Raw genomic sequence first — 25,036 nt, 5'->3', positions numbered from 1 at the left:
TCTGTATCTATGAATCCTGCATCTATTGCTTGTTCTAGGATACGCATAAATATTTTTTCAAATACGTCTGTATCTTTAAATCTTCTAACATAGTTCTTTCCAAATGTAGTAAAGTGGGGTATCTTATCATGTAGACCATATCCTAGAAACCAGCGATAGGCTACATTAGTTTCTATTTCAGTTATAGTTTGCCTCATTGATTTTATCCCAAAGATATATTGGATGAAAACAATTTTAAATAAAACTACAGGGTCTATACTTGGTCTGCCGGTTTCAGTACTATACATGTCCTTTACTAAATCATAGATAAAGCTAAAATCTATGCAAGCATCAAGTTTTCTAACTAAATGATCTTTTGGGACCAATTGGTCAATAGATATGATTTCAACTTGATTTCTTTTATCAGATTTATTTATCGTTAGCATAACAACACCTCATTTAAAAATATGTTATATATTATATATTCTACAAAAAAGCAGAAAATCCTTTTTGCTTTCAAGGATTTTCTGCTTTTTTTATAAAAAATTTATACTTTGTCTTCAGTCTGAACCTACTATGAACATAGTAGGTTTACCAATTTTTTATTTGATCTCTTATTACATCTTCCATTTCGTGTTTTTTATCCCTTAACATTAGATTGACTACAGAATTCTTTACATCTTTGCCCTCATATAAAACTTCATATAATTCATTAGTAATAGGCATTACAACATGGTGTTTCTTAGACAATTCATAAGTAGATTTTGTAGTTCTAATACCCTCCACCACCATTCCTACAGACTCTGTTGCTTCTTTTATAGTCTTTCCTTGTCCAATTAAAATACCAGCACGCCTATTTCTGCTATGCATACTAGTACAGGTAACGATTAAATCGCCTATTCCCGCCAATCCTGAAAAGGTTGCACTATTGGCCCCCATTTTTTCACCCAACCTAGCTATTTCAGTAATCCCTCTTGTCATAAGGGCAGCTTTAGTATTATCTCCATATTCTAGCCCATCAGAAATTCCTGCCCCTAATGCAATAACATTTTTTAAAGAGCCACCCAATTCTACTCCTATTACATCTGGATTCGTATATACTCTAAAGAATGGTGACATGAATATATCTTGGACATACTCCGCTACTTTTTTATCTATAGAAGCAGATACTACAGTAGTAGGCATATTTCTTGCAACTTCCTCTGCATGGGATGGCCCTGACAACACTGCATATGGATTATTTGGCAATATTTCATCAACTATTTCAGAAATTCTAAGTAAAGTATCGTTTTCTATTCCTTTGGCTACATTTACAATAACCTGATCTTTTCTAAATAGCTTTTTATTATTTTTTAGAACTTCCCTAACCCCATGGGATGGAATGGATAAAACCAGCAAATCCTTACTAAAAATAGCTTTAGCAATATCATCTGTTACACTAATGCTTTCAGTCATTGTAACGCCTGGTAGGTATTTATAGTTTTCCTTATGCTGCCTCATCTCTTCCATCTGTCTTTTATCTCTGACCCATATATCCACACTATGATTATTATTTGAAAGTAATATAGCCAATGCAGTACCCCAACTGCCTCCACCAATTACACCAATATTCATCCTATGTTCCTCCCTATTAACTTTTTCCCCTGTTTTGATCTTCTTTTCTATTCCACTTTTTCCCCAATTTTGTACTCTTTCCCTTGGATTAACCTTTTAATATTTGCCCTATGCCTATAAATGGCCATAAAAGCTAAAATCAAAGTTGTAATAAAATAGTTTCTATTGTAAGGTTTGTTCATAATAATTCCAAAAACAGGTGCTAAAACAGCTGAAATAATTGACCCTAAAGATACATATTTAGTAACAATTACAACCAGCAAGAAAGCAATAAAGCATAAAATAGGAACAGGCCAGTATAATGATAAAAGTACACCAAAAGAAGTTGCTATCCCTCTACCACCTTTAAATTTAAAAAATATGGGCCAGTTATGTCCTACAACCGCAAATATTCCAGTAATTAGTTTGCCGTTATAGCCCATTATCCTTCCTCCAATATAAACAGCTAATACACCTTTTAATATATCTAAAATAAAAGTTACAGCACCAATCTTTTTACCAAATACTCTTAATGCATTAGTGGTTCCAGCATTACCACTCCCATGAGCTCTTATATCTGTTTTCATCAATACTTTTCCTAGCACGTAGGCTGATGAAAAGCTTCCAATTAAATATGAGATCCCAGCAACTAATATAATTTTCAATCTCATTCACCCTTTTCCTTAAATTCAAATTGGATAGGTACACCATCGAAACCAAAATATTTCCTAATTTGGTTTTCCAAATATCTTCGATAAGAGAAATGCATCAATTGTCGTTTATTTATAAAGATTAGAAACTTTGGGGGTCTAACAGCAATTTGAGTCCCGTAATAAATTTTCAACCTAACACCTTTATCTGAAGGGGGTTGGTTTAGCAATACTGCTTCGTTGATTATATCGTTTAATACACCAGTGCTTACTCTTAAATTATTGTTATTGTCAACTACTTTTAATAGCTGGAATAGTTTATCCACTCGTCTTCCAGTCTTAGCAGAAATAAAAACAATAGGGGCATAGGAAATGAATCCTAATTTATTTCGAATATCCTTTTCAAAGTTCAAATGGGTATTGGTTTCCTTTTCCATCAAGTCCCATTTATTAACTGCAATAATAATTCCCTTTCCATTTTCATGAGCATAACCAGCAATCTTAGTATCCTGCTCCGAAACCCCTTCTGTACCATCGATCATCAATACACATATATCCGACCTGTCTACAGCAGTTAAAGTACGAACGACACTATATCTTTCTACATTTTCATAGATACTACGTTTTCTCCTTAATCCAGCCGTATCTATGAATACATATTTGTCCTCTCCATAGGTGAAATAAGTATCTATTGCATCCCTAGTAGTACCAGGTATATCCGTTACAATAACCCTCTCTTCTCCTAATATATTGTTTATTAAAGAGGATTTCCCTACATTGGGTTTACCAATAACAGCTACCCTAACAAGTTCGTCATCATACTCTGTATCCTTATGCTCTGGAAAGTGTTTAATTACTTCATCCAACAAATCGCCTATGCCTAATCCTTGTTCAGCAGATATAATTATTGGAGATCCCATTCCCAATTCATAAAATTCAAAAATTTCATCTGGAGTTTTATGACTATCGATTTTATTACATACCAATAGTACTTCTTTTCCAGACTTTCTCAATATATTGGCGATATCCTCATCTGTAGAAGTAACTCCATCCAATCCATCTACCACAAACAGTATTACGTCTGCTGTATCGATAGCAATTTCAGCCTGCTGTCTAATATTAATGGGGATTATCTCTTCAGATTCTGGCTCTAGTCCTCCTGTGTCTATTAGGTTGAAATATTTATTCAACCACTCTGCCTCTGCATAAATCCTGTCTCTAGTTACTCCCGGATTGTCTTCTGTAATGGCTATTCTTCTACCTACTATTCTATTAAATAGTGTTGATTTTCCCACATTAGGCCTGCCAACTATACATACTACTGGTCTATTCATTCTCATCACCTCAATTTCTTTTAAATAAGTTTACAAAATCCTTGCCGGAAACCTCTACAGGGATTATTTTAACCTTTAATCTCTTTTCTATATCCTCTATAGTCAAATCATCTAAAAAAATATTGCTTTCTGCCCTTAACATGGATTTTGGTATTATTATGCCATCTATATATTTATATCCTTTTAATTGACTAACAATATCTTGCCCAGTAATTAAACCAGATACAGTTATAGACCTTCCAAAGAATTTATTTTCTATGGCAACTACTTTTAATTCCAAGCCTATAAATTTTTCCATTATCTTATTCTTTATTCTATTCATAAAACCTTCCGCCAATGTCCCTGTAGCAATAATATATTTTTTATTAGAAAAAAATTTTTCATCTATTTTATCCAATTCTCCGTCAATACTATGTTCAAAAGTCTTTAAGAGTCCTACCCCATTTTCTAATTGGGGAAATCCTTCATATTCTTCATAATTTGGCAAAGGTTCATCCGTTAGGGCATAAAATTCATCGGATGCAAAGACAAACCTAGTTCCAATTTCATTCTTAAGTTTATTTTGTTCATTCCTAATAAGATTCAATATTCCCAAAGCACTTTCTTTATTAAAGGGTATGATCCTATGAAGATTATCCCTATACCTAGTCAATCCCACAGGAACTACTGCTACACTTTCAACACTAGGATATAAACTAGAAAGATCCGTCAAAGTCCTTTCCAGTTCCTTACCATCATTAATCTGTGGCACCAACACAATTTGGCAATTCACCTTAATATCTGCTTCTTTAAATCTTTGAAGTATGGAAAGGATCTTTCCTGCATTCTTATTGTTTAACATCTTTACCCTTAATTCAGGATTGGTTGTATGGACAGAAATATTTATTGGACTTAGCCTATATTTAATAATCCGGTCAATATCCTCATCATTCATATTAGTCAGTGTAATAAAGTTACCTTGCAAGAAGGATAATCTAGAGTCGTCATCTTTAAAGTATAAAGTCTCTCTCATATTAGGAGGTAATTGATCTATAAAACAAAATATACATTTGTTTCTACAGGATCTAGCCTTATCTATTAAAGGGTTGGTAAATTCAATACCTAAATCTTCATCGTAATTTTTCTCAATCTCTAAAATCCAGACTTCTCCATCTTTTTTCTCTATTTCTACTTCCACATAATCATCAGATATTAAATATTTATAATCTATAATATCTTTAACCTTTTGTCCATTAATAGATAACAATATATCCTTAGGCTCAATTCCCATTTCTTCTGCAATACTTCCCTTAAGAACCCTTTCTACAATATTCCTATAATCATAAATCTTCTTTAGCTCCATAATATAACCTTCCATCTATTTATTTAAATCATCTATATTATTATAGCAGAATACCCTGCTATTACATAGTTTAAAATTTTAAATATATAAGCCTACAGTTTACTGTAGGCTTATATATTTATTATGCATATAAAGGAAAGTCTTTGCAAAGTTCTAAAACTTTTTCTCTTACTTCTTCCCTACTATTATCCTCGTCTAAAGCTAAATCAATTATTGCGGCAATTCTTTTCATTTCCTCTTCCTTCATGCCTCTTGTAGTTACTGCAGGAGTACCTATCCTTATCCCGCTAGTTACAAAGGGGCTTTCTGGATCAAAAGGTATTGTGTTCTTATTAGTAGTTACATTGACTGCCTCCAATAATTCCTCCGCTTTCTTTCCTGTTAGGCCCTTGTTTCTCACATCTATTAAGATTAGATGATTATCTGTACCACCTGAAACCAATCTAAAGCCTTTATCCATTAGATTTTCTGATAACACCTTTGCATTTTTGATAATTTGTTTTTGATAATTTTGAAAATCATCTTGTAAAGCCTCGCCAAAACTTACAGCCTTAGCAGCAATTATATGCATTAAAGGGCCGCCTTGGATCCCTGGAAAAATAGCTTTATCTATAGCCTTAGCATATTTTCCCTTACATAAGATTGCCCCACCTCTAGGTCCTCTTAATGTTTTATGGGTAGTAGTGGTAACAAAATCAGCATAAGGTACTGGATTTGGATGAAGTCCAGCAGCTATTAGCCCAGCTATATGAGCCATGTCTACCATTAGATAGGCATCTATTTCATCAGCTATTTGTCTGAATATAGAAAAATCTATATTCCTAGGGTAAGCACTAGCTCCTGCTACTATCATCTTAGGCTTCTCTTTTAAAGCAATTTCCCTAACCTGATCGTAGTCAATCATCTCCTTTTCTTTATCTACTCCATAAGCTACAAAATTATAGTAGGTACCGGAAATGTTTACTGGACTACCATGGGTTAAATGTCCACCTTGGGATAAGTTCATGCCTAATACTTTATCCCCAGGCTTTAAAACTGCAAAATATACCCCTAAATTGGCATTAGAGCCAGAATGAGGTTGAACGTTTGCATGCTCAGCTCCAAATAGTTTTTTCAACCTTTCAATTGCTAAATTTTCTACCATGTCTACAAACTCACAGCCACCATAATACCTTCTTCCTGGATAACCTTCAGCATATTTATTTGTCATTTGACTTCCCATAGCTTCCATCACTTGAGGCGTAACAAAATTCTCAGAAGCAATTAACTCTATATGTTCCTGTTGTCTTTTTATTTCCAATTCGATTGTTTCCATTACCTCTGGATCAAATCTTTTTAAATTACTAAAATCCATATAGCTATTCTCCCTTCTTTTTTAATATAATTTTATTTGTTGTTAATTCATAGTATAATGATATAGGGTATATAATATTTTTCGTCTTTCCCTTCCTAATTAATTATATAGGTAATCATTAGTATTTACAATACTATTAATAGATATGGAGTGAAAATTATGGATTTAAGTCGAAAGAGTAATAGATCTGAAGCAAAAAGACTACTTTTGCTCGCAATTTTGGCAGGTCAAACTATGTTGAAAAATGGAGCTGAAACCTATAGAGCAGAAGATACTATTGAAAGGATATGTAAATCTAGATACGGCATTAAATATGCAGATGCCTTTGCAACCCCTACGGGAATTTTTGCTTCCCTTGAATTTGAAGGTGAGATAATAACCTATCTAATAAGGGTTAAGTCCACTAAAATTGATTTGAACAAAATAAATTTAGTAAATGAATTTTCAAGGGAATTTGTAAATTCAAATATGTCCGTGGATGATGGATTAACTAAATTAAGAAGAATCAATAAAATTGACAATTACAATGTACTAATAAGGTCCTTATTTGGTAGTTTGGCATGTGCCTTTTTTTCCCTTTTGTTTGGCGGCACTATTAAAGATTTTATATCTAGCTATTTAGTTAGTTTGGTTGTACTTTTATCTGTAAATAAAATTGATAAATATAAAATGACCTTTTTTATCAATAATTTTATTGGGGCAGCCCTAGCTTCAATTTTATCCATAATCTCTATCAAAATTGGCATTGGTAAAAATATGGATACTATCATTATAGCTTCAATTATGTCCTTAGTACCTGGTGTAGCTATAACTAACGCTATGAGGGATACCATATCTGGTGATTTTGTCTCTGGTCTTTCGAGAGGTATGGAAGCTATATTTTCTGCTTTAGCTATTGCTTTTGGAGTAGGTGTAGTTCTAAATATATATTTTAAGGGGCTGATATAATGGTTCTTTTAAAACATTTTATTTTTGCTTTTTTGTCTTCAATAGGTTTTGCTATTCTATTTAGCATTCCTAAAGATTCCATATTAAAATCTGGATTTGTTGGAGCTTTTGGATGGGTTATCTTTTATATAACAGCTAATTTTTTCAATAGCAACATTACTGGCACTTTTTTTGCAGCAGTTACTGCAGGAATACTAGGAGAATTGTTTGCAAGACATTATAAAAAACCAGCAACCGTGTTCATAGTACCTGGAATAATTCCATTAGTACCCGGTGCTGGAATGTATTATACTATGTTAGCCTTAGTAGAAAAAGACTTTTTTTCTGCTGCAAACAAAGGTACCGAGACCTTTTTCATAGCAGCTGCTATTTCCATTGGTCTAATTATCTCTACATCTCTATCAAAATCTATAAGGCGAGTAAAAAACAAGGATTAATTTTGTTTTGTATATTTGATCATGGTATCCACTAAATCATCTAGAACTTGGTCCTCTGCTGCTCCGTCTAAATATTTTTTTAAACAATCCTTCATATGATTTTCTAGTATTAACCCACCTACTGAATTCATAGCAGCCCTAACTGCTGCTATCTGAATCAATATGTCACCACAATACTTGCCTTCCTCTACCATCTTCTGTATTCCCTTAACTTGTCCCTCAATTCTTCGTAACCGTCGTATTATGGCCTCGTTATCCTTTGTCTCAAAAGTCAACCCTATTTCCTCCTTTTACTAAATAAATTTATTCCAAAACCTTCACCATTTCCATGGCATTTTCATTTTTCTTTTTTATAGATCTATCTATTAATTTTACTATTATAAATGAAACCGTTAGGAATACTATCCCCATAAGGAAACCTAAAGTTTCATAATAATCTATATCCATTGATTGAAATAAATTTACTCCCAATACTATTCCTAGAATTAGCATAGTAAAAGGAATCATATAAGCAATTAATGCATATTTTATAATATTTTTTGATTTAGCTCTAATTTCAACAAAATCTCCAGTCTTTGCTCCAATCCGATTTTCTAATTGTACCACTATATTAGGTGCACTACAGCCTCCACCACAACTACTGCAGCCTCCACCACATCCAGTAATACGTCTTACTTCTACTTCGGCTATATTATCAACGATTCTGCGGACATACCCTAATTGCTCCATAGAGAAACACCTCCATATACTAAATCTTTTACCACCTCAGAAGCAAGAATCAATCCTGCTACTGAAGGGACGAAAGAAACACTACCAGGAACCGCTTTCCTAGCACCTTCTTTCTCCAAATTCACCTTTATAGGCTTTTCTGTGGACCATACTACCTTCAAATCCTGGATATTTCTTTTTCTTAGTTTATTTCTCATAACCTTAGCTAAAGGACAGGTATTGGTCTCATAGATATCTCCAACTTGGAGCAGGGTTGGATTCAATTTATTCCCTGCTCCCATACAGGATATAATTGGAATATTTAATCTTTTACAATTTTCAATTAAGTTAATCTTAGCAGAAATCATATCTATAGCATCTATTACATAATCATAGTCTGATGACAATAGCCTATCCTTATTTTCTTCTTTATATATATCCTTAACTGCCCTTATATTTAAATTTGGATTTATCTCTAACAGTCTTTCCTTCATTACTTCCACTTTTGAAAATCCAACGGTCTTTGAGGTAGCATGAATTTGTCTGTTTATATTAGTTATATCTATTATATCATAATCTACAATAATAATCTCCCCTAATCCTGACCTAACTAATGCCTCAGATGCAAAGGACCCTACACCGCCTACTCCAAATACAGCTACCCTTGAATTTTTAAGAATTTCTATTCCATCTTTTCCTAATAATAATTCAGTTCTAGAAAATCGACTATCCATGCCTTTCTCCTTTCAAATATAAATAGACCCTGTTAAATTATTCTAGATCTAATTTTATGTGTATTTCCTTTAATTGATCCTCTGTTACTTCAGAAGGAGCACCCGTTAGCAGACAAGTAGCCGATTGAGTTTTTGGAAAAGCAATAACATCCCTTATATTGGAACTATTAGTCAATAGCATAATTAGCCTGTCAAAACCATAGGCTATTCCACCATGGGGAGGGGTACCATATTTAAAGGCTTCTAGTAGGAAACCAAATTTATTCCAGGCTTCCTCTTCTGTAAAGCCTAGGGCAGAAAACATCCTTTTCTGTAATTCTGGGTCACTAATTCGTATACTACCGCCCCCCATTTCATCACCATTAATAACTATATCATAAGCCTTTGCTCTAACCTTCTCTGGTTCAGTTTCTAATAAATCTATATCCTCTTCCATTGGATGGGTAAAAGGATGATGTTTTGCTACATATCTTCCTTCCTCTTCATCATATTCAAATAGTGGGAATTCAGTTATCCATACTAATTTCATCTCAGTATTATCGATTATATTTAACCTTTTAGCCACTACATTCCTCAAATTGCCTAAACTGTCAAAGACAACTTTAGGTTTGTCAGCTATGAATAATAGTAAATCCCCCTTATCTCCATCCATTCTGTCCAATATATTATTTAACTCTTCTTCTGATAGGAACTTAGCAATAGGAGAAGTGATACCTTCCTCTGTTACCTTTAGCCAAGCTAAACCTTTTGCCCCAAAGGTTTTTACATAGTCCTCTAGACCATTTATATCCTTTCGTGATAATCCATCACCATAACCCTTTACATTTATACCTCGCACGTGGCCTCCATTAGCTATAGTACCACTAAATACTTTAAACTGGGAGTCCTTAACTATATCAGTAATATCCACCAATTCAAATCCAAACCTTAAATCTGGTTTATCGACTCCAAACCTTTCCATAGCCTCCTTATAGGTCATCCTCTGGATGGGAAGCTCTATCTCAATACCTTTTAACTCTTTAAATACCCTATATAACATTCTTTCGTTCATCTCTATAACATCATCTACATCTACAAAGGACATTTCAATATCGATTTGAGTAAATTCGGGTTGCCTATTAGCCCTTAAATCTTCGTCTCTAAAACATTTTACTATCTGATAATATCTATCCATACCTGATACCATTAAAAGCTGTTTCATAAGCTGTGGCGACTGGGGAAGGGCATAAAAGCGACCTGAGTTAACCCTACTTGGTACCAAATAGTCCCTTGCTCCTTCTGGAGTAGGTTTAGTTAGCATTGGAGTCTCTATCTCCACAAAATTATTCTCATCTAGAAAATCCCTTACTACCTTTGCAGCTTTATGTCTCATCTTCAATCTGTTCTGCATAGAAGGTTTTCTCAAATCCAGATATCTATATTTTAGCCTCATATTTTCTGCCACATTATCATCGTCTTTTATATATATAGGTGGTGTTTCAGATTCATCTAATACCTTTAACTCTTTTGCTAAAACCTCTATCTCTCCTGTAAGAATATCCTTGTTTATTGACTCCCTCTTCCTTACAATACCTTCAACAGCTAAAACATATTCTGATCTTACCTTTTCTGCTTTTTTAAATATTTCTTCCGAAACTGTACTATCGAATACTATTTGACAAATTCCCGTTGTATCCCGTAGGTCTACAAAGATTAAAGAACCTAAATTTCTCTCCCTTTGCACCCATCCCATTAAAACCACTTTTTCATCTATTTGGGATGTTCTCAAATCTCCACACATATGAGTCCTTCTTAATCTTCCCATCTTTTCTCTCATAACTACTACCTCCTTAAAATAATAAAGCCCCTCATCTCTGAAATTCAGGGACGAGAGGCTGTTTTCTCGCGGTGCCACCCTAATTAGGCTAGAACCTCACTTAATAATATAACGCAATTTAAGCGAACAAACTCAGTTTGTTAACTCCAAGGTGTCTTCATTAAATATTAGCATCAGTTTCCACCAGCCCTGACTCTCTGTAGCTAAGGGATTTAACTACTCTTCCTTTTCATAGTATACATATGTTTTTTATCATTATAAGATATATTTTTTATAGTGTCAAGGTAATTATTTTAGCCTTTCTTTCCACCATTTCTTCAACCCTTTCTAAATATTCCATTAAAGACTTCACATTAGGAACCCTTTCTATTCTATCTTCCTTTGGGAAGAATACCTTTGACACTGCCCCCATGCCTAGGCCAAGGACCGTTTCTTTTTCTTCCATCATCTTTATATTGTATATACATTCTTTCCCTTTTTTAGCATATCCTGTATTCTCAAAATTACCCATAATTTGTTTTTGTCTATATAGGTAATAAGGTTTAAGTTCCATCTTTTCTGTAAAAATTCTGGTTTCATCTAACATATTTTCTATTATTTTTTGATCCCCTACCTGATATCTATCCATAGTATGGATAAATTTAGAACCTCTCTTGACGGACAATGTATGGACAGTCAGATTTTCAGGGTCTAAGTCCTCTAGTTTTTTTAATGTAGTTTTTATTTCCTTTACCCCTTCAGAAGGAAGTCCAACTATTAAATCCATATTTATTGTATCAAAGCCAATTTCCCTAGCTTCATAATAGGTATTTATTGTATCCTGGCTACTGTGTTGTCTTCCTATGAGTTTTAACGTATTATCATTCATAGTTTGAGGATTTATACTAATCCTATCTATTCTATTTTCTTTTAACATATTTAACAGTTTAGCATCTATGGTATCTGGTCTACCAGCTTCTACGGTTATCTCCTCAATATCATCCCTATGGAAATTCTTATATATAGCTTGTATTATTCTATCCAATTGATAAACAGGGATTGAACTAGGAGTTCCACCACCGATATATACAGTAGAAATAATCTTATTGGCCATCAGTTCTCCTACTTTATTTAATTCATAGATAAGCTTATCTACATAATCCTCTACTAAAGGTCCATACCTTCCTATACTTAGCGAAGGGAAAGAACAATATAAGCACCTAGTAGGGCAGAAAGGGATGCTTAAATATAGACTAAACCTATTTTCATCTAATGGGCAAAGATATTGTCTTTGTTCTTTTGCAATATCCAGGATCAACTGGGCTTTTTGAGAAAATAATTTATATTCTCTAGTTAAAATATCCATAATATTCTTCTCATTTATTCCTTCGTCAAAAAGGTTATGGACTATTTTAATCGGCCGAATACCAGTTAATATTCCCCAGGGTGCTTTTACCTTAGCTAAACTATTTAAGGCTTCATATATACTTTGCTTAATCCCAATCCTTATCTTTTTCTTAATATCAGCTTTATCTACCCGGATTTTTTCTATATTCCCTGCAGAACCTTCATAGATTAAATTACCATTATCATAGACCCTAGTACTAGATTTTGTTTCGCCATTAATATCATCCAGTCTACTTATTATTAAAATACCTTCCTTATAATCATCCATATTATCTATAAAAATTATTTTTTCACCAAAATAAAAAACCTTTATTAGTTCATATACTTCATATTCAAAATTATGTCCTACTAAGTTTACATAAACCATTTTAACTCCCCTTAATAATCTTCGTAATAATCTTCAATCATCTTCTTTATATATTTTTTTGAAATTCCAAATTCCTTTGATATTTCTTCTTTATCCAATCCCATCTCAATTAAATCATATATATCATGTAAATCTACACCTTTTTTCCCTTTGCTTTGAATAAACTTTGATTTCTTAGTCATTTAAGCCACCTCCTAGGGTATATCTTTCCCTAAAAGGTGGCTTCCAATTCTATCACTTTATAAATGGATTAGATCTTTTTTCATTTTCAATTGTAGTTGCTGGTCCATGTCCAGGATATATTTTTGTTTCATCTGGATAGATAATAATTCGTTTATTAATAGAGTTCATTATATCTTTAAAAGAGCTCTTAGGAAAATCCGTTCTACCAATGGATCCAGCAAATAGAGTATCACCAGTAAATATACTGTCACCTATTTTAATGCATATACCTCCAGGAGTATGGCCTGGTGTATGGATTATTTCCGCAATTAGATCCCCAAAACTTATTTCATCTCCATCATCTAGGAGAATATCAGCTGAAATCTCCACAGTACCCATTGCCATCATGCTTGAAAAATTACTTTTACCATCCATTAGTAAATATTCATCATCCTTATGAATAGCCAGTGGTGCATTGGTATATTCTTTTATCCCATTGACACCAGCAATATGGTCTCCGTGACCATGAGTAAAGATTATATACTTAATATCTAATTCTAAATCCTTTATCTGAGTTATAATATCCTTCTCATCTCCACCTGGGTCAATTACTATGGCTTCTTTAGTATCCTCTGAATAAACTAAATAACAATTGGCAGCATAAATCCCTGCTGGTATCCTTACAACTTTCAAAATTATCCCTCCTAAAAAGTTTTTTTACTATCTATTAATATGGTCACAGGACCATCATTTACTAAATCAACCTCCATATATGCTCCGAAGATGCCTTTCTCAGTCTTTATACCCTTTGCCTTGCATTTTTCAACAAACTGATTATAAACATCTTCTGCTATATCTGGATGAGCAGAAGTAGAAAAACTTGGCCTTTTGCCTTTTCTCACATCTCCATATAGAGTAAACTGGGATACAACCAATATTTCTCCACCAATATCTAATAAAGATAGGTTCATCTTTCCACTATCATCTTCAAAGATTCTCAATCCTAAAACTTTATCTACCATATAATCTAAATCCTTATTATTGTCTTCTCCGCCTACACCAAGAAGAACCAATAAACCCTCATCTATTTCTCCAACTATTTTTCCTTCAACTTTCACACTTGCTTCTGTTACTCTTTGTACTACAGCTCTCATCTATACCTTCCTTTCTTTAACTAGTAACTCTATACACATCGATTACACCTTTTAACTTTTTAATCTTCTTCATCAATTCCCTTAGCTGGTCTATATCCTTAATCTCTAAAGTCATATTTATTATAGCCAATTTTTCCTTATTAGTTCTAGCATTTAAAGATAATAAGGAAAGTTCAGCTTCTGTAATCCTTTGGGTAATTTCAGTAAGTAATCCTGGCCTGTCTGTTCCTTTAATCTGAATTTCTGCTGGATATTCAGCCTTCTCATCTGTATTCCAAAACACATCTATAAATCTTTCCTTGCCTTCAATAAAAGAAATATTAGGACAATCCTTCCTATGGATAGATACTCCTCTGCCTCTAGTAATATAACCTATTATTTCATCCCCAGGTACTGGATTACAACATTTAGAAAACCTTACTTTAATATTATCTACACCTTTTACACTTATACCTTGAGTAAACCTACTATCTTTTCCAGTGGTGGCTGGCTCCTTTATTTTACTCTCAACAAAAGCCTTTTCGTCTTTAATTTGATAATAATCTCTATAAAATTCTTTTAACCTAGACATTACTTGAGATATAGTAATACTACCATATCCTAGGCCAGCATATAGATCATCTGAAGTATTTAAACTCAATTTATTGGCTATATTTTTTAACCAATCTTCTTTCAGTATTTCAGTCAATTTATACCCTTGTCTCTTTACTTCCTTTTCCAGCATCTCTTTACCTTTATTGATATTTAGATCTCTTTCTTCTCGTTTAAACCATTGACGGATTTTATTCTTAGCTTGACTACTCTTTACGATTTTTAGCCAGTCCCTACTTGGGCCATTACTATTAGCTGATGTCAATATTTCTACTATGTTACCATTTTTTAACTTATAATCTAAAGGTACAATTCTGCCGTCTACCTTAGCTCCAACACAGTTATTTCCTACTGCAGTATGGACCCTATACGCAAAATCTATAGGAGTAGAACCATTAGGCAAATTGATCACATCTCCCCTAGGAGTAAAGACGAAAACTTCGTCTGTAAAGAAATCGATTTTTAAAGTCTCCATAAACTCCTTAGGATCCTTTAATTCCTTTTGCCACTCTAATAATTGCCTTAACCAAGTCAATTTTTCATCAAAATTGTCCGTCTTAACATTGCCCTCCTTATACTTCCAGTGGGCAGCAATACCATATTCTGCAGTTCTGTGCATATCCCAAGTCCTTATCTGAACTTCAAATATCTCCCCTTCTGGTCCAATTACCGTAGTGTGGAGAGATTGGTACATATTGGGCTTGGGCATAGCAATATAATCTTTAAACCTGCCTGGGATAGGTTTCCACATAGTATGGACAATTCCTAGAACGCCATAACAATCCTTTATGGTATCCACAATAACCCTTATGGCAGTTAAATCGAATATCTGCTCAAAGCTTTTGTTCTGGTAGACCATCTTCTTATATATGCTATAAAAACTCTTTGGCCTTCCGCTTATATCCCTAAAAATATTCATCTCTTCTAACTTTTCATCTATTTCATCTATTATCCTTTGAATATAGGCTTCTCTTTCCTTTCTTCGTTTAGACACCTTATCAACTAAGTCATAATAGCCTTCAGGATCTAAATACCTTAAAGATAAATCCTCCAGTTCCCATTTTATCTTAGATATCCCTAATCTATGGGCTAGTGGAGCATATATTTCTAAAGTCTCTAAGGCTTTTTCCTTTTTCTTTTCTTCACTCATATATTCTAGGGTTCTCATATTATGAAGCCTATCTGCTAATTTTATTATAATTACCCTAATATCCTTAGCCATAGCCATTACCATTTTTCTTAAATTTTCCGCTTGGCTTTCCTGTTTGGTCTTATACTTTAATTTCTTCAATTTGGTAACTCCATCAACTAGATTAGCTACCTCTTCCCCAAATTCTTTCACCAAAGTTTCGTAGCTTACACTAGTATCTTCTAATACATCATGAAGCAGACCTGCAACTATAGTCGTTCCATCCATGTTTAAATCTGCCAATATCATAGCTACATTAAAAGGATGTACAAAATATATCTCACCAGAATTCCTCAACTGACCTTGATGGGAATATTCCGCAAAATTATACGCTTTAATGATCATCTGCATATCTATATGGGGATTGTATTCTTCAATCTTCGACAATAAATTTTCAATCATTGAATTCACCTGCTCCATATAATTTATAAGCTAAGCATTATTTAAATTTTCAATTAATTTATATTAAATCAACATAGATTTTAATTAACATATAAAATGAAAATAGAATACATTATAGCAATTATATATCATAATAAAAGTTTTTTCATCATAATTCTTTTAAAAAAAGGTCATCTATAATTTTGTATAATAACCTGTAAATTCCTATTACCCATATATTCGTTAATATTTGGAGTATAAATAATATCTATTCTTATTTTACTATCTATACCCTTATAAAGCTTTTCTAGTTCATCTACTCCAAACTTTTCTGCCAATCTTCTATTGAACTCTTCAATATCTCCAAAATACAGTCCATCTATAGTCCTCCCATTTTTTGTCACCAATAATAATTTAAGTACATTTTGATTTTTGCCTAGTATAAAGGCCCTCTTCGTGGACAGATTTTTATCAGCAAATAAAGGTTTTGGATTCCCTTTGCCAAAAGGTTCTAGGGTTTTTAATTCTTCAACTAGATTAAAACTTATATAGTCTAAAGGTAGATATACATCTATATATATTTTAGGTAAAAGATCTTCTCCCGATAAAGACGCTTGTCCATTTAACCTTTCTCTAAAAGTTTCTAGATTAGCTATATCTAAGGAGACCCCAGCTGCCATTGGGTGGCCTCCAAAGGCAATCAACAAGTCTTTACATTTGGAAATCTCTTCAAACATATTATATTCTTCTATAGACCTGCCAGATCCCTTTATGGTATTTTCATCCTTTGATTGGGTTAGGAGGATAGTAGGCCTATAATATCTATCCTTTACCCTACCAGCAATAATACCTACTATGCTCTCATGGGTCTCTGGTTCATAGATAACTAGAACTTTTTCATCTCCAAATTCCCCTAATTCTATCTGATCAATGACCCTCTTAAACCCTTTTTCTGTCATCCTTTTTCTTTCTTCATTTAATTCATATAGTTCTTCTGCATATTCTTTTGCCAATTCAGGATCCTTAGTTAAAAACATTTCAACAGCTATCTCAGCACTATCCAGCCTGCCAGATGCATTAACACAAGGGCCTAGTATGAATCCAAGGGAATAGGTATTGATCTGTTTGCCTTCTAGACCAGTTGCATTAATTAAGGCCTTTAATCCTATATTTTCAGTATTATTTATCCTCTTAAGACCTTCATTCACTATAATCCTATTTTCATCTATAAGATCTACCACATCGCAGACAGTGCCCATAGCAACAAACTCCAATAATTCATAGGATTCCTTAACATCTATTCCAAATTCTTCATAGAGCACTTGTACAAATTTAAAAGCTACCCCTGCACCACATAGCTCTTTAAAAGGATAATTACAGTCAGGTCTTTTAGGATTAATAACTGCATCTGCCTCCGGTAGAATGTATTCTTTGTTTCCTTCTTGATCTTCAGCAAAACTTACATCATGATGATCCGTTACTATAATTTTCAATCCCAAATCCTTGGCCAATTTTATGGCATCCAATGCAGATATCCCATTATCGCAGGTTATTATAAGATTAATTCCATCTTCTTTAGCTTCTTTAATTATCCTTTCATTTATACCATAGCCATCCTTAACCCTATGGGGTATTACATAATCCACATTGCCACCACATCTTTTGATTCCATTATAAAGGGTTAATATAGCTGAATTCCCATCTTGATCGTAATCTCCAGAAATCCTTATCCTTTCACCATTAATTATGCTCTTTTTCATTAAATCTACTCCCAGCTCTATATCCTTCATCAACCTGGGATTATGAAGTTTCTCTAAACTGGGATAGACAAAACTATCCATCAATTTTAAATCTTTAATACCCCTATTGACAATGAGTTTTGCTAGTAACTTACTTATTCCTAAGCTATTGGATATATTACCTAAATCAGCTTTTAAATTCTTTAAATACCATCTCTCCAAAATGAATTCACTCCTGTTTTATCTGTCTTAATGTATAAAATTAATCTTCACCTTCATATGCTTCCTTTTCATCTATATATGTATATTCATCAATATTTTTTTCTTTTAAGGATTGAATCTCCTTTACCTTCTCTTCAAGTAAAATGTTTAAATCCTCTCTCTCTTCTTCTATAAGATCTATCTTCTTATTCAATTCCTTAATCTCTTTTTTAAACTTAATATTCTTCATAGTACCTAAAATAGATACGGTAACCGCTCCTAAAATTGCTGAAGCAAATATTACAATTGCTTGAGAAACCTCCACTTTTGTAAACAAAAAATCAATTAATACCTTATCTCCGTTTCTTAAGGCAAATATAGCAACTATGGCCGCAAAAATCAATGAAAAAACAAATCCCTTTTCCATAACACCCCTCCTCATTACTTTATATAATCTTATATTACAGGATTTTTACCCATTAATAAAGGATTAACTACATAAAACTGCCAAAATGGCAGTTTTATGCTTTTTTAGTTTTAAAACCTTCTCTATTTTTAAGAGCATACCATATTGGGCTAGCAATAAATAAAGATGAGTAGGTTCCCGAAATAATACCAAATATAAGGGGTAGGGCTAGCACTTTTACATCTTCTACTCCAACTATATATAGAATTACTACAGCTGCCAAAGTAGTTATAGAAGTATTTATAGTTCTAGTTAATGATTTCTTTACACTGTCATTGATTAACTTTTCTAAAGAATGTCTTGGATTTAACCTTGTTTCCTCTCTAATTCTGTCGAATATAACTATGGTATCATTGATAGAATATCCAAGAATAGTTAGTATGGCAGCAATAAATGAATTATTGGCTGGTATGCCAAATATAGCATATATTGATAAAGTTATCAGTACATCATGGATTAAAGCAATAATTGCGGCAATAGCAAATTTAAACTCAAACCTCCAAGTTATATAGACTAACATTCCTACTGCGGCAATAAAAGAAGACAATAATGCCTTTTTCTTTATTTCATCTCCCATAGTAGCTACAAATTTTTCCGATTGGAATTCCTTTGTTTCAATATCGTATTTTTCTACGAACTTATCCACTATTCCGTTGATTTCTTCATTATCAAAATCCTTGCTGCTCTTAATTATTATTTCATCCTTGTTGTTTCCTACATGAACAACACTAGCACTATTATCATATTCATCTATAATCTCCCTTATTTCTTCGACAGTTACCATTTTACCAATTTTAATCTGGATAGAAGTACCACCTGTAAAATCTATACCGTAATTAAGGCCTTTAGCTACCATCATTATCAATCCCACTATGATAATAGCCAAAGAGATACTATAAAATATTTTTCTATTTTTAATGATATTCATATTTTCACCCCTTATACTCCATATAGTTTTGTGTTCTTGGTGTTTGAAATCTCAACTGTTAATTTCAATAAATATTTTGTAATGAATACCGATGTTATCATAGATGCAATAATCCCTAATATTAAGGTAACTCCAAACCCTTTAATAGGTCCAATTCCAAAATAATAAAGAACAAAACCAGCTATCAGAGTAGTTATATTAGAGTCTAAAACAGAAGTTAATGCTCTTTTAAATCCATGGTCAATAGAAGCCCTGATGGATTTACCATTTCTTATCTCTTCTTTTATCCTCTCAAATATCAGTACATTAGCATCTACAGCCATACCAATAGATAATATAAGTCCTGCAATACCTGGCAATGTTAATTTTACTCCTAGATATTTCATTGAGTAAACTACTATTAAAACATAAATAGTAAGGCCAATATTGGCTGTTAGGCCAGGCACTCGGTAAAAGATTAACATAAATAAAAATATAAACAATATGGCAATTCCACCGGCTTTAATACTTTTCTCAAAAGCCTTTAATCCTAAAGTAGGACCAATAACTCTTGATTGTAAGGCCTTCATCTCCACAGGTAGAGCCCCAGCTCGAATTAGATTGGCTAAATTATTGGCTTCTTCTACAGTGAATTCGCCAGAAATAACCCCTTTACCATCTTTAATAGGTTCTTCTACTATAGGAGAAGATATTATGTCCCCATCTAACATTATATATATAATTCTTTCCCCTACATTTTCCTTACCAGCCAATTCAGTAGTTGCATCAGCAAATTTTTTCGACCCTTCTTTATCAAACTCTAAAGCTACTACCGGTTTATCTCCAAATTCAGTTTGTTGAAATCTAGCCTCCGAGTTTTTAACATTCTTACCTGATAGAACCTCGTTGCCTTTTGGGTCAATAAACTGTAATTGGGCAGTCTTACCAATAATATCTATTGCTTCTTGAGGGTTACCTATACCAGCCAATTCTACCCTTATCCTTTTGCTGCTTTCCTTTACAATACTAGGTTCTGCAACTCCTAAACCATCCACCCTTTTATTTATAACCATAATAGTTTGATCCATAGCCCTTTGGAGTTCTGCTCCTTGTAAATCGGTTTCAGCTTCTAGAATAACATAAACACCACCAGCTAGGTCTAAACCTAAATCAATAGAATCCCTTACTTTTGTAATCTTCACTTTTCCCATTTCTATACCATATAATGCAGTATAAGAAGCCAATCCTACTATAGCAATAATTAGTATAAATAGTAGGGTTTTTTTCATATTCATTCCTATTACCTCCCATGCCAAATTAGGTATTAAATCTTCTTTAATCCTCTAAATTTGCTAAAATAGAAATTGCACATTCTATTCTCTTTTTCTCCATTTCACAGCCTGTTTTATAGGGTTTCATTATATCCTTATTGGTATTATAAGCATTTGCATGACAACCACCACTACAATAGAACCGAGCCCAACAGCTTCTACATTCCTCTTTATTAAAAACATTGGCCTTATTAAATTCTTGTCTAAGTTGTCCATTCTTAACTCCAGTAAATACATCTCCTATTCTAAAATTTTCATCACCAACAAATTGATGACAAGGATATAAATCTCCTTGAGGAGTTACAGCCATATACTCTGAGCCAGCTCCACACCCTACAGCCCGTTTTGCTAAACAAGGACCTTGTTTTAAATCTATCATAAAATGAAAGAATAGAAAATCCTTATCCTGTCTTTTTATTTCAATATAATCTTTGGAAAACTTCTCATATTCCTCTAGTATAGTTTCCAAATGTTCTTCCCTTAAAGCATAATCCATATCTGGCTCAGTAACTACAGGTTCCATTGAGATCTTTTTAAAGCCATTATGGTAGAAATCTAATGCATCCTCAGAAAAATCCAAATTGAAACTGGTAAAAGTACCTCGAATATAATAATCCTTGTCCCCTCTTTTATTAACTAGTTCTTTAAACTTAGGCAATATTATATCATAACTTCCCCTACCAGATACTGTCTTTCTCATATTATCGTTTATTTCTCTTCTTCCATCTAGGCTCAGAACTACATTATCCATATGTTCATTTATAAAATTTATTTTGTCATCATCTAATAATACACCATTAGTTGTTATAGTAAATCGAAAATGTTTATTATTTTTTTCTTCCAATTGTCTTCCATAATGGACAAGTTCTTTTACCAAATCGAAATTCATCAAAGGCTCCCCACCAAAGAAATCCACTTCTAAATTCTTTCTATTACCGGAGTTTTCCATCAGAAATTCTAAGGCCCTTTTTCCTACATTTAGATTCATTAAAGACCTGCCTCCTTTAAAATCTCCTTGGGAAGCAAAACAATATTTACATCTTAAATTACAATCGTGGGCTACATGTAGACATAAAGCTTTAATTATATTGTCCTCATTATACCTTATATCCTTTATATTGGATTCATAGGAATAAAGAAGCCCTTCCTTCTCTAATATTTTTATCTCTTTATATGCTTCAGATATGGTTTTCTGATCATATTTTCCCTTCAGTAATTCAATGATTTCATCTACAGATTTTGCCTCATAGTAATCCAATATATGGTAAACCACATCATCTACTAGATGAACTGCACCACTATTAATATCTAATACTATATTTTTGTTATTTAATATAAACTTATGAATCCTTTCGCCAATTGCCATGATACTCCTCCTAAACCTCCATTAAGGTGAAATTAAAAAGGAGTGGTTAAAACCACTGCCTTTATAGTTTATCTATTTTCGCATTTTTGGTTTCCTACCGTACATGAAGTCTTGCAGGCTGATTGACAAGAAGTTTGACATTCTCCGCATCCGCCTTTAACCAAAGTATCCTTTAAATTACTTCCTGATATCGTTTTAATATGCTTCATTTAAAACCCTCCTTTATGCAGCCTAATACTTAAATGATTATATCATAAAAATATTATTTATTAAAGTTTTATTTTATGTTTATACCTATAATACCAGCAATAATGCCCGTTACCAAGGCTATGAAAAATTTACTAATAGAATATATATCCAAAACAAAGGGTTTCACAAACAGATAGTTCAATAACACCAAAGTTAGAAAGTATAAAGCACCGATTATTCCTCCATTTAGCCATCCATTCTCCTCTACTTTAATAGCCATATATACACTACCGATGGTAATGCTGATAATCATGATTATGGTGTTTAATAAAGGTATCCTAGATTCTTTAAGTGATGTATAGGTAAGTAATAGAGAAACAACTAATACTAAAATTAAGGTAAAAACAAAAGATATTGCTAAACTTTTAAGAATATAAATCCCTCTATCTAAGGACTTATCCCTCATAACTCCACCTCCCCTTTTTACTTTAAATTTATTACTAGGAGGTGAAATTTATTACTGATAAAAAAACTTCCTTAAAAAAGGAAGCTTTTCAATTATTTTTCTTCGTTATTTTCTTTTGTCTCTTGTTTGTTAATAGTTGAACCTATTGCCCATTTAGTTAGATCAATTTTAGTCTTATTAGCACCTACCTCTATGGTAACCATATCATCTTTTAATTTAACTATCTTACCATAGATGCCGCCAATAGTTATGACTTCATCACCAACTCTAAGGCTTTCTCTCATCTCCCTAATTTCTTTTTCTCTTTTCTTTTGAGGTCTTATTGCAAATACATAAAATATGACCAAAAAAGCAATAGGTATTATAAAACCTCCTAAACCTGCTCCTCCTGCATTTGCTGCTGCCATAAAAACATCCTCCTTTTCATCTTTTCTCTCTTTATAAGTATTCAACAAAAAAACCAAAAACCCTTCTTTATTTAATTAATATATCCATATTTTTTATAAAATTCTTCTTTATATTCTAATAGTCCATCTTCTCTTATAGCATTTCTAATATTCTCCATTAGTTTAATGAGGAAGTATAGATTATGGATTGTAGCCAACCTTGCTCCTAATATCTCATTTACATTAAATAGATGCCTTATATAGGCCCTTGAATAATTAGTACAAGCATAACAATCACATTCTGGATCTAATTTAGTAAAATCTTTAGCATATTTAGCGTTTCTAATAGTTAGTCTACCTTGGCTTGTCATTACTGCACCATTTCTAGCAATTCTAGTAGGCAATACGCAATCGGCCATATCGATTCCCCTAATTACAGCCTCAAATAAATAATCTGGAGTCCCTACTCCCATTAAATACCTAGGCTTATCCTTAGGTAAAAGAGGCGTAGTAAAATCTAACATTTCACACATTAAATCCTTTGGCTCTCCAACACTCAGTCCTCCTATAGCATAACCTGGAAAGCCAATATCTACAATGTCCTCGGCACTCCTTTCCCTTAAATCCTTATACATCCCACCTTGTATTATACCAAATAAAGCTTGCTTTTCCCAGTCCTTATGGAAATCTTTACATCTTTTTGCCCATCTGGTGGTTCTCTCCATAGATTCCTTTGCATACTCATAGCTGGCAGGATAAGGGGTACATTCATCAAAGGCCATCATTATATCAGACCCTAAAGAGTTCTGTATTTCTATTGATTTTTCTGGGCTAATAAAATGGGTAGAACCATCTATATGAGATCTAAACTCCACACCTTCTTCAGTAATCTTACGCAAATCCCCTAAGCTAAACACTTGAAAACCGCCACTATCTGTTAAAATAGGCCCGTGCCAATTCATAAATTTATGCAATCCACCAGCTTCCTCTATTAGTTTATGTCCAGGCCTTAAATATAGATGATAGGTATTGCTCAATATTATCTGCGCCCCTAAATCCCTAACTTCTTCAGGGGTCATAGCCTTTACCGTAGCCTTAGTTCCAACTGGCATAAAGATTGGTGTCTCGATAATTCCATGGGGGGTCTTTAACTCCCCTAGCCTTGCTAAACATTCTTTAGATTCCTTTATTAGTCTAAATTCTACTGCCATTTTTACCTCCTAATCATTTAATAAACATTGCATCTCCAAAACTAAAAAACCTATATCTGTTCTCGATAGCATATCTATAGGCTTTCAAAATATTATTCCTTCCAGCCAATGCACTTACTAACCATCATGACTTGAAGACACAAAGGGGAATGAAAATGTAGTGACTACTAATAATCGTTCCCCTAAATTATGTTGAAGATGTTTATAACTACTATTAAATGGATATCTTAAAAACGGGACAAGAAAAAAGGATGATAATAAGAATGGCGGTTGATCCCCGGGTACTAACCTATCTTGATAGCCCAAGAGTACAAAGGAGTGTTGCATTAGTTTTACTTCTTAGGAATAAAACTGATAGCACGTGTGTGAAATTTTAGATTTTCTCAGGCTATCAATCTTGTCACTAAAACATATTGGAGTGAAGGTAATGGAAGCAATATTAGAAATATGTTGCGGGTTGGATGTTCATAGGGATAACATAGTAGCATGTATCACCAAGGGTGCCTTGAATTGCAAACCAACATCAGAAATAAGGAAGTTTTCAGCTCTTCAGCATGGCTTAAAAAGTCTTAAAGAATGGCTAGAAAAAGAAGATTGCCACCATGTAGCGATGGAAAGTACAGGAGTATATTGGAAACCAGTATATGTA

General features: G+C 33.2%; 27 protein-coding genes, 1 pseudogene and 1 other annotated feature. Of the genes and pseudogenes, 3 read left to right on the top strand and 25 right to left on the bottom strand.

The annotated features are described in order from the left end of the window. The 6 genes from CUL_RS16980 to CUL_RS0107495 form a co-directional block, all read right to left on the bottom strand. A partial coding sequence (locus CUL_RS16980) for a transposase (protein ID WP_035143013.1) occupies positions 1-425 on the bottom strand: 425 nt, incomplete at its 3' end. A 145-nt stretch (positions 426-570) separates the two neighbouring features. Next, positions 571-1,593 (bottom strand): NAD(P)H-dependent glycerol-3-phosphate dehydrogenase, encoded by a 1,023-nt coding sequence (locus CUL_RS0107515; RefSeq protein WP_005586118.1) that lies wholly within the window; start codon positions 1,591-1,593, stop codon positions 571-573. Positions 1,594-1,640: 47 nt separating this feature from the next. After that, on the bottom strand, positions 1,641-2,243 hold the full coding sequence (gene plsY / locus CUL_RS0107510) for a glycerol-3-phosphate 1-O-acyltransferase PlsY (protein ID WP_005586117.1): 603 nt from the start codon (positions 2,241-2,243) through the stop codon (positions 1,641-1,643). Beyond that, positions 2,240-3,556 carry a ribosome biogenesis GTPase Der gene (gene der, locus CUL_RS0107505; RefSeq protein WP_025640992.1) on the bottom strand — a complete coding sequence of 439 codons (1,317 nt, stop codon included), beginning with the start codon at positions 3,554-3,556 and terminating at the stop codon, positions 2,240-2,242. Before der ends, plsY begins: the two co-directional genes overlap by 4 nt. Before the next feature lie 10 nt (positions 3,557-3,566). Next, a complete protein-coding gene (locus tag CUL_RS0107500) occupies positions 3,567-4,898 on the bottom strand; it encodes a DUF512 domain-containing protein (RefSeq protein WP_005586113.1) in 1,332 nt (443 codons plus the stop codon). 121 nt (positions 4,899-5,019) lie between these two features. Further along, positions 5,020-6,252, bottom strand: a complete 1,233-nt coding sequence (locus CUL_RS0107495) for a serine hydroxymethyltransferase (RefSeq protein WP_005586111.1) — start codon at positions 6,250-6,252, stop codon at positions 5,020-5,022. 159 nt (positions 6,253-6,411) lie between these two features. On the opposite strand from CUL_RS0107495, the gene CUL_RS0107490 reads away from it, so the two are divergent. Together CUL_RS0107490 and CUL_RS0107485 are read left to right on the top strand one after the other, a co-directional pair. Continuing rightward, a complete protein-coding gene (locus tag CUL_RS0107490) occupies positions 6,412-7,200 on the top strand; it encodes a threonine/serine exporter family protein (protein ID WP_005586110.1) in 789 nt (262 codons plus the stop codon). Then, complete coding sequence (locus CUL_RS0107485) at positions 7,200-7,637, top strand: threonine/serine exporter family protein (RefSeq protein WP_005586108.1); 438 nt, start codon at positions 7,200-7,202, stop codon at positions 7,635-7,637. The genes CUL_RS0107490 and CUL_RS0107485 overlap by 1 nt, the downstream gene beginning before the upstream one ends. Here the strand turns inward: CUL_RS0107485 and CUL_RS0107480 are convergent. From CUL_RS0107480 to CUL_RS18405, 19 genes and pseudogenes are all read right to left on the bottom strand, one after another. After that, the gene (locus CUL_RS0107480) at positions 7,634-7,912 is read right to left on the bottom strand and encodes a metal-sensitive transcriptional regulator (protein ID WP_005586106.1); all 279 of its coding nucleotides are present in this window, start codon (positions 7,910-7,912) and stop codon (positions 7,634-7,636) included. The two genes, CUL_RS0107485 and CUL_RS0107480, sit on opposite strands and share 4 nt — an antisense overlap. Before the next feature lie 28 nt (positions 7,913-7,940). After that, the gene (locus tag CUL_RS0107475) at positions 7,941-8,366 is read right to left on the bottom strand and encodes a SoxR reducing system RseC family protein (RefSeq protein WP_005586105.1); all 426 of its coding nucleotides are present in this window, start codon (positions 8,364-8,366) and stop codon (positions 7,941-7,943) included. Then, positions 8,354-9,079, bottom strand: coding sequence for a tRNA threonylcarbamoyladenosine dehydratase (locus CUL_RS0107470; protein WP_005586104.1), 726 nt, complete (start codon positions 9,077-9,079; stop codon positions 8,354-8,356). Before CUL_RS0107470 ends, CUL_RS0107475 begins: the two co-directional genes overlap by 13 nt. Before the next feature lie 37 nt (positions 9,080-9,116). After that, the gene (aspS, locus tag CUL_RS0107465) at positions 9,117-10,895 is read right to left on the bottom strand and encodes an aspartate--tRNA ligase (RefSeq protein ID WP_025640987.1); all 1,779 of its coding nucleotides are present in this window, start codon (positions 10,893-10,895) and stop codon (positions 9,117-9,119) included. 43 nt (positions 10,896-10,938) lie between these two features. Further along, positions 10,939-11,137: a binding site (T-box leader), on the bottom strand. 29 nt (positions 11,138-11,166) lie between these two features. Then, the gene (gene hemZ, locus CUL_RS0107460) at positions 11,167-12,648 is read right to left on the bottom strand and encodes a coproporphyrinogen dehydrogenase HemZ (protein WP_025640980.1); all 1,482 of its coding nucleotides are present in this window, start codon (positions 12,646-12,648) and stop codon (positions 11,167-11,169) included. An 11-nt stretch (positions 12,649-12,659) separates the two neighbouring features. Next, positions 12,660-12,830, bottom strand: coding sequence for a hypothetical protein (locus tag CUL_RS18895; protein WP_005583292.1), 171 nt, complete (start codon positions 12,828-12,830; stop codon positions 12,660-12,662). A 52-nt stretch (positions 12,831-12,882) separates the two neighbouring features. Beyond that, on the bottom strand, positions 12,883-13,503 hold the full coding sequence (locus CUL_RS0107450) for an MBL fold metallo-hydrolase (RefSeq protein ID WP_005583290.1): 621 nt from the start codon (positions 13,501-13,503) through the stop codon (positions 12,883-12,885). Positions 13,504-13,514: 11 nt separating this feature from the next. After that, entirely contained in the window at positions 13,515-13,964 is a 450-nt protein-coding gene (dtd, locus tag CUL_RS0107445) for a D-aminoacyl-tRNA deacylase (protein WP_025640977.1), read from the bottom strand. Positions 13,965-13,980: 16 nt separating this feature from the next. Further along, on the bottom strand, positions 13,981-16,146 hold the full coding sequence (locus CUL_RS0107440) for a RelA/SpoT family protein (RefSeq protein WP_005583287.1): 2,166 nt from the start codon (positions 16,144-16,146) through the stop codon (positions 13,981-13,983). A 170-nt stretch (positions 16,147-16,316) separates the two neighbouring features. Beyond that, positions 16,317-18,086, bottom strand: coding sequence for a single-stranded-DNA-specific exonuclease RecJ (gene recJ / locus CUL_RS0107435; protein WP_097677631.1), 1,770 nt, complete (start codon positions 18,084-18,086; stop codon positions 16,317-16,319). A 40-nt stretch (positions 18,087-18,126) separates the two neighbouring features. Further along, the gene (locus CUL_RS0107430) at positions 18,127-18,492 is read right to left on the bottom strand and encodes a LapA family protein (RefSeq protein WP_005583285.1); all 366 of its coding nucleotides are present in this window, start codon (positions 18,490-18,492) and stop codon (positions 18,127-18,129) included. Positions 18,493-18,586: 94 nt separating this feature from the next. After that, positions 18,587-19,459: a protein translocase subunit SecF gene (secF, locus tag CUL_RS0107425; RefSeq protein WP_025640975.1), complete on the bottom strand. Its 873-nt coding sequence runs from the start codon at positions 19,457-19,459 to the stop codon at positions 18,587-18,589. A gap of 11 nt (positions 19,460-19,470) precedes the next feature. Beyond that, positions 19,471-20,733: a protein translocase subunit SecD gene (gene secD / locus CUL_RS0107420; protein WP_025640973.1), complete on the bottom strand. Its 1,263-nt coding sequence runs from the start codon at positions 20,731-20,733 to the stop codon at positions 19,471-19,473. A gap of 40 nt (positions 20,734-20,773) precedes the next feature. After that, positions 20,774-22,135 (bottom strand): thioether cross-link-forming SCIFF peptide maturase, encoded by a 1,362-nt coding sequence (scfB, locus tag CUL_RS0107415; protein WP_005583283.1) that lies wholly within the window; start codon positions 22,133-22,135, stop codon positions 20,774-20,776. 68 nt (positions 22,136-22,203) lie between these two features. Then, a complete protein-coding gene (gene scfA, locus CUL_RS16975) occupies positions 22,204-22,344 on the bottom strand; it encodes a six-cysteine ranthipeptide SCIFF (protein WP_035143010.1) in 141 nt (46 codons plus the stop codon). 68 nt (positions 22,345-22,412) lie between these two features. Beyond that, the gene (locus CUL_RS0107405) at positions 22,413-22,790 is read right to left on the bottom strand and encodes a TIGR04086 family membrane protein (RefSeq protein WP_005583282.1); all 378 of its coding nucleotides are present in this window, start codon (positions 22,788-22,790) and stop codon (positions 22,413-22,415) included. A 92-nt stretch (positions 22,791-22,882) separates the two neighbouring features. After that, positions 22,883-23,197: a preprotein translocase subunit YajC gene (gene yajC, locus CUL_RS0107400; RefSeq protein ID WP_025640970.1), complete on the bottom strand. Its 315-nt coding sequence runs from the start codon at positions 23,195-23,197 to the stop codon at positions 22,883-22,885. A 71-nt stretch (positions 23,198-23,268) separates the two neighbouring features. Beyond that, positions 23,269-24,387 (bottom strand): tRNA guanosine(34) transglycosylase Tgt, encoded by a 1,119-nt coding sequence (gene tgt, locus CUL_RS0107395; protein ID WP_025640969.1) that lies wholly within the window; start codon positions 24,385-24,387, stop codon positions 23,269-23,271. Positions 24,388-24,400: 13 nt separating this feature from the next. After that, positions 24,401-24,508, bottom strand: a pseudogene (locus CUL_RS18405) (S-adenosylmethionine:tRNA ribosyltransferase-isomerase); the annotation flags it as partial. A gap of 306 nt (positions 24,509-24,814) precedes the next feature. Between CUL_RS18405 and CUL_RS19120 the strand changes: the two are divergent. Further along, positions 24,815-25,036: IS110 family transposase (locus CUL_RS19120; protein ID WP_025640968.1), on the top strand; the 222-nt coding region annotated here is incomplete at its 3' end.

This window comes from [Clostridium] ultunense DSM 10521 (assembly GCF_000511955.1).
GTDB lineage: Bacteria > Bacillota > Clostridia > Tissierellales > Tepidimicrobiaceae > Schnuerera > Schnuerera ultunensis.
This window is presented reverse-complemented; position numbering and strand designations above follow the sequence as displayed.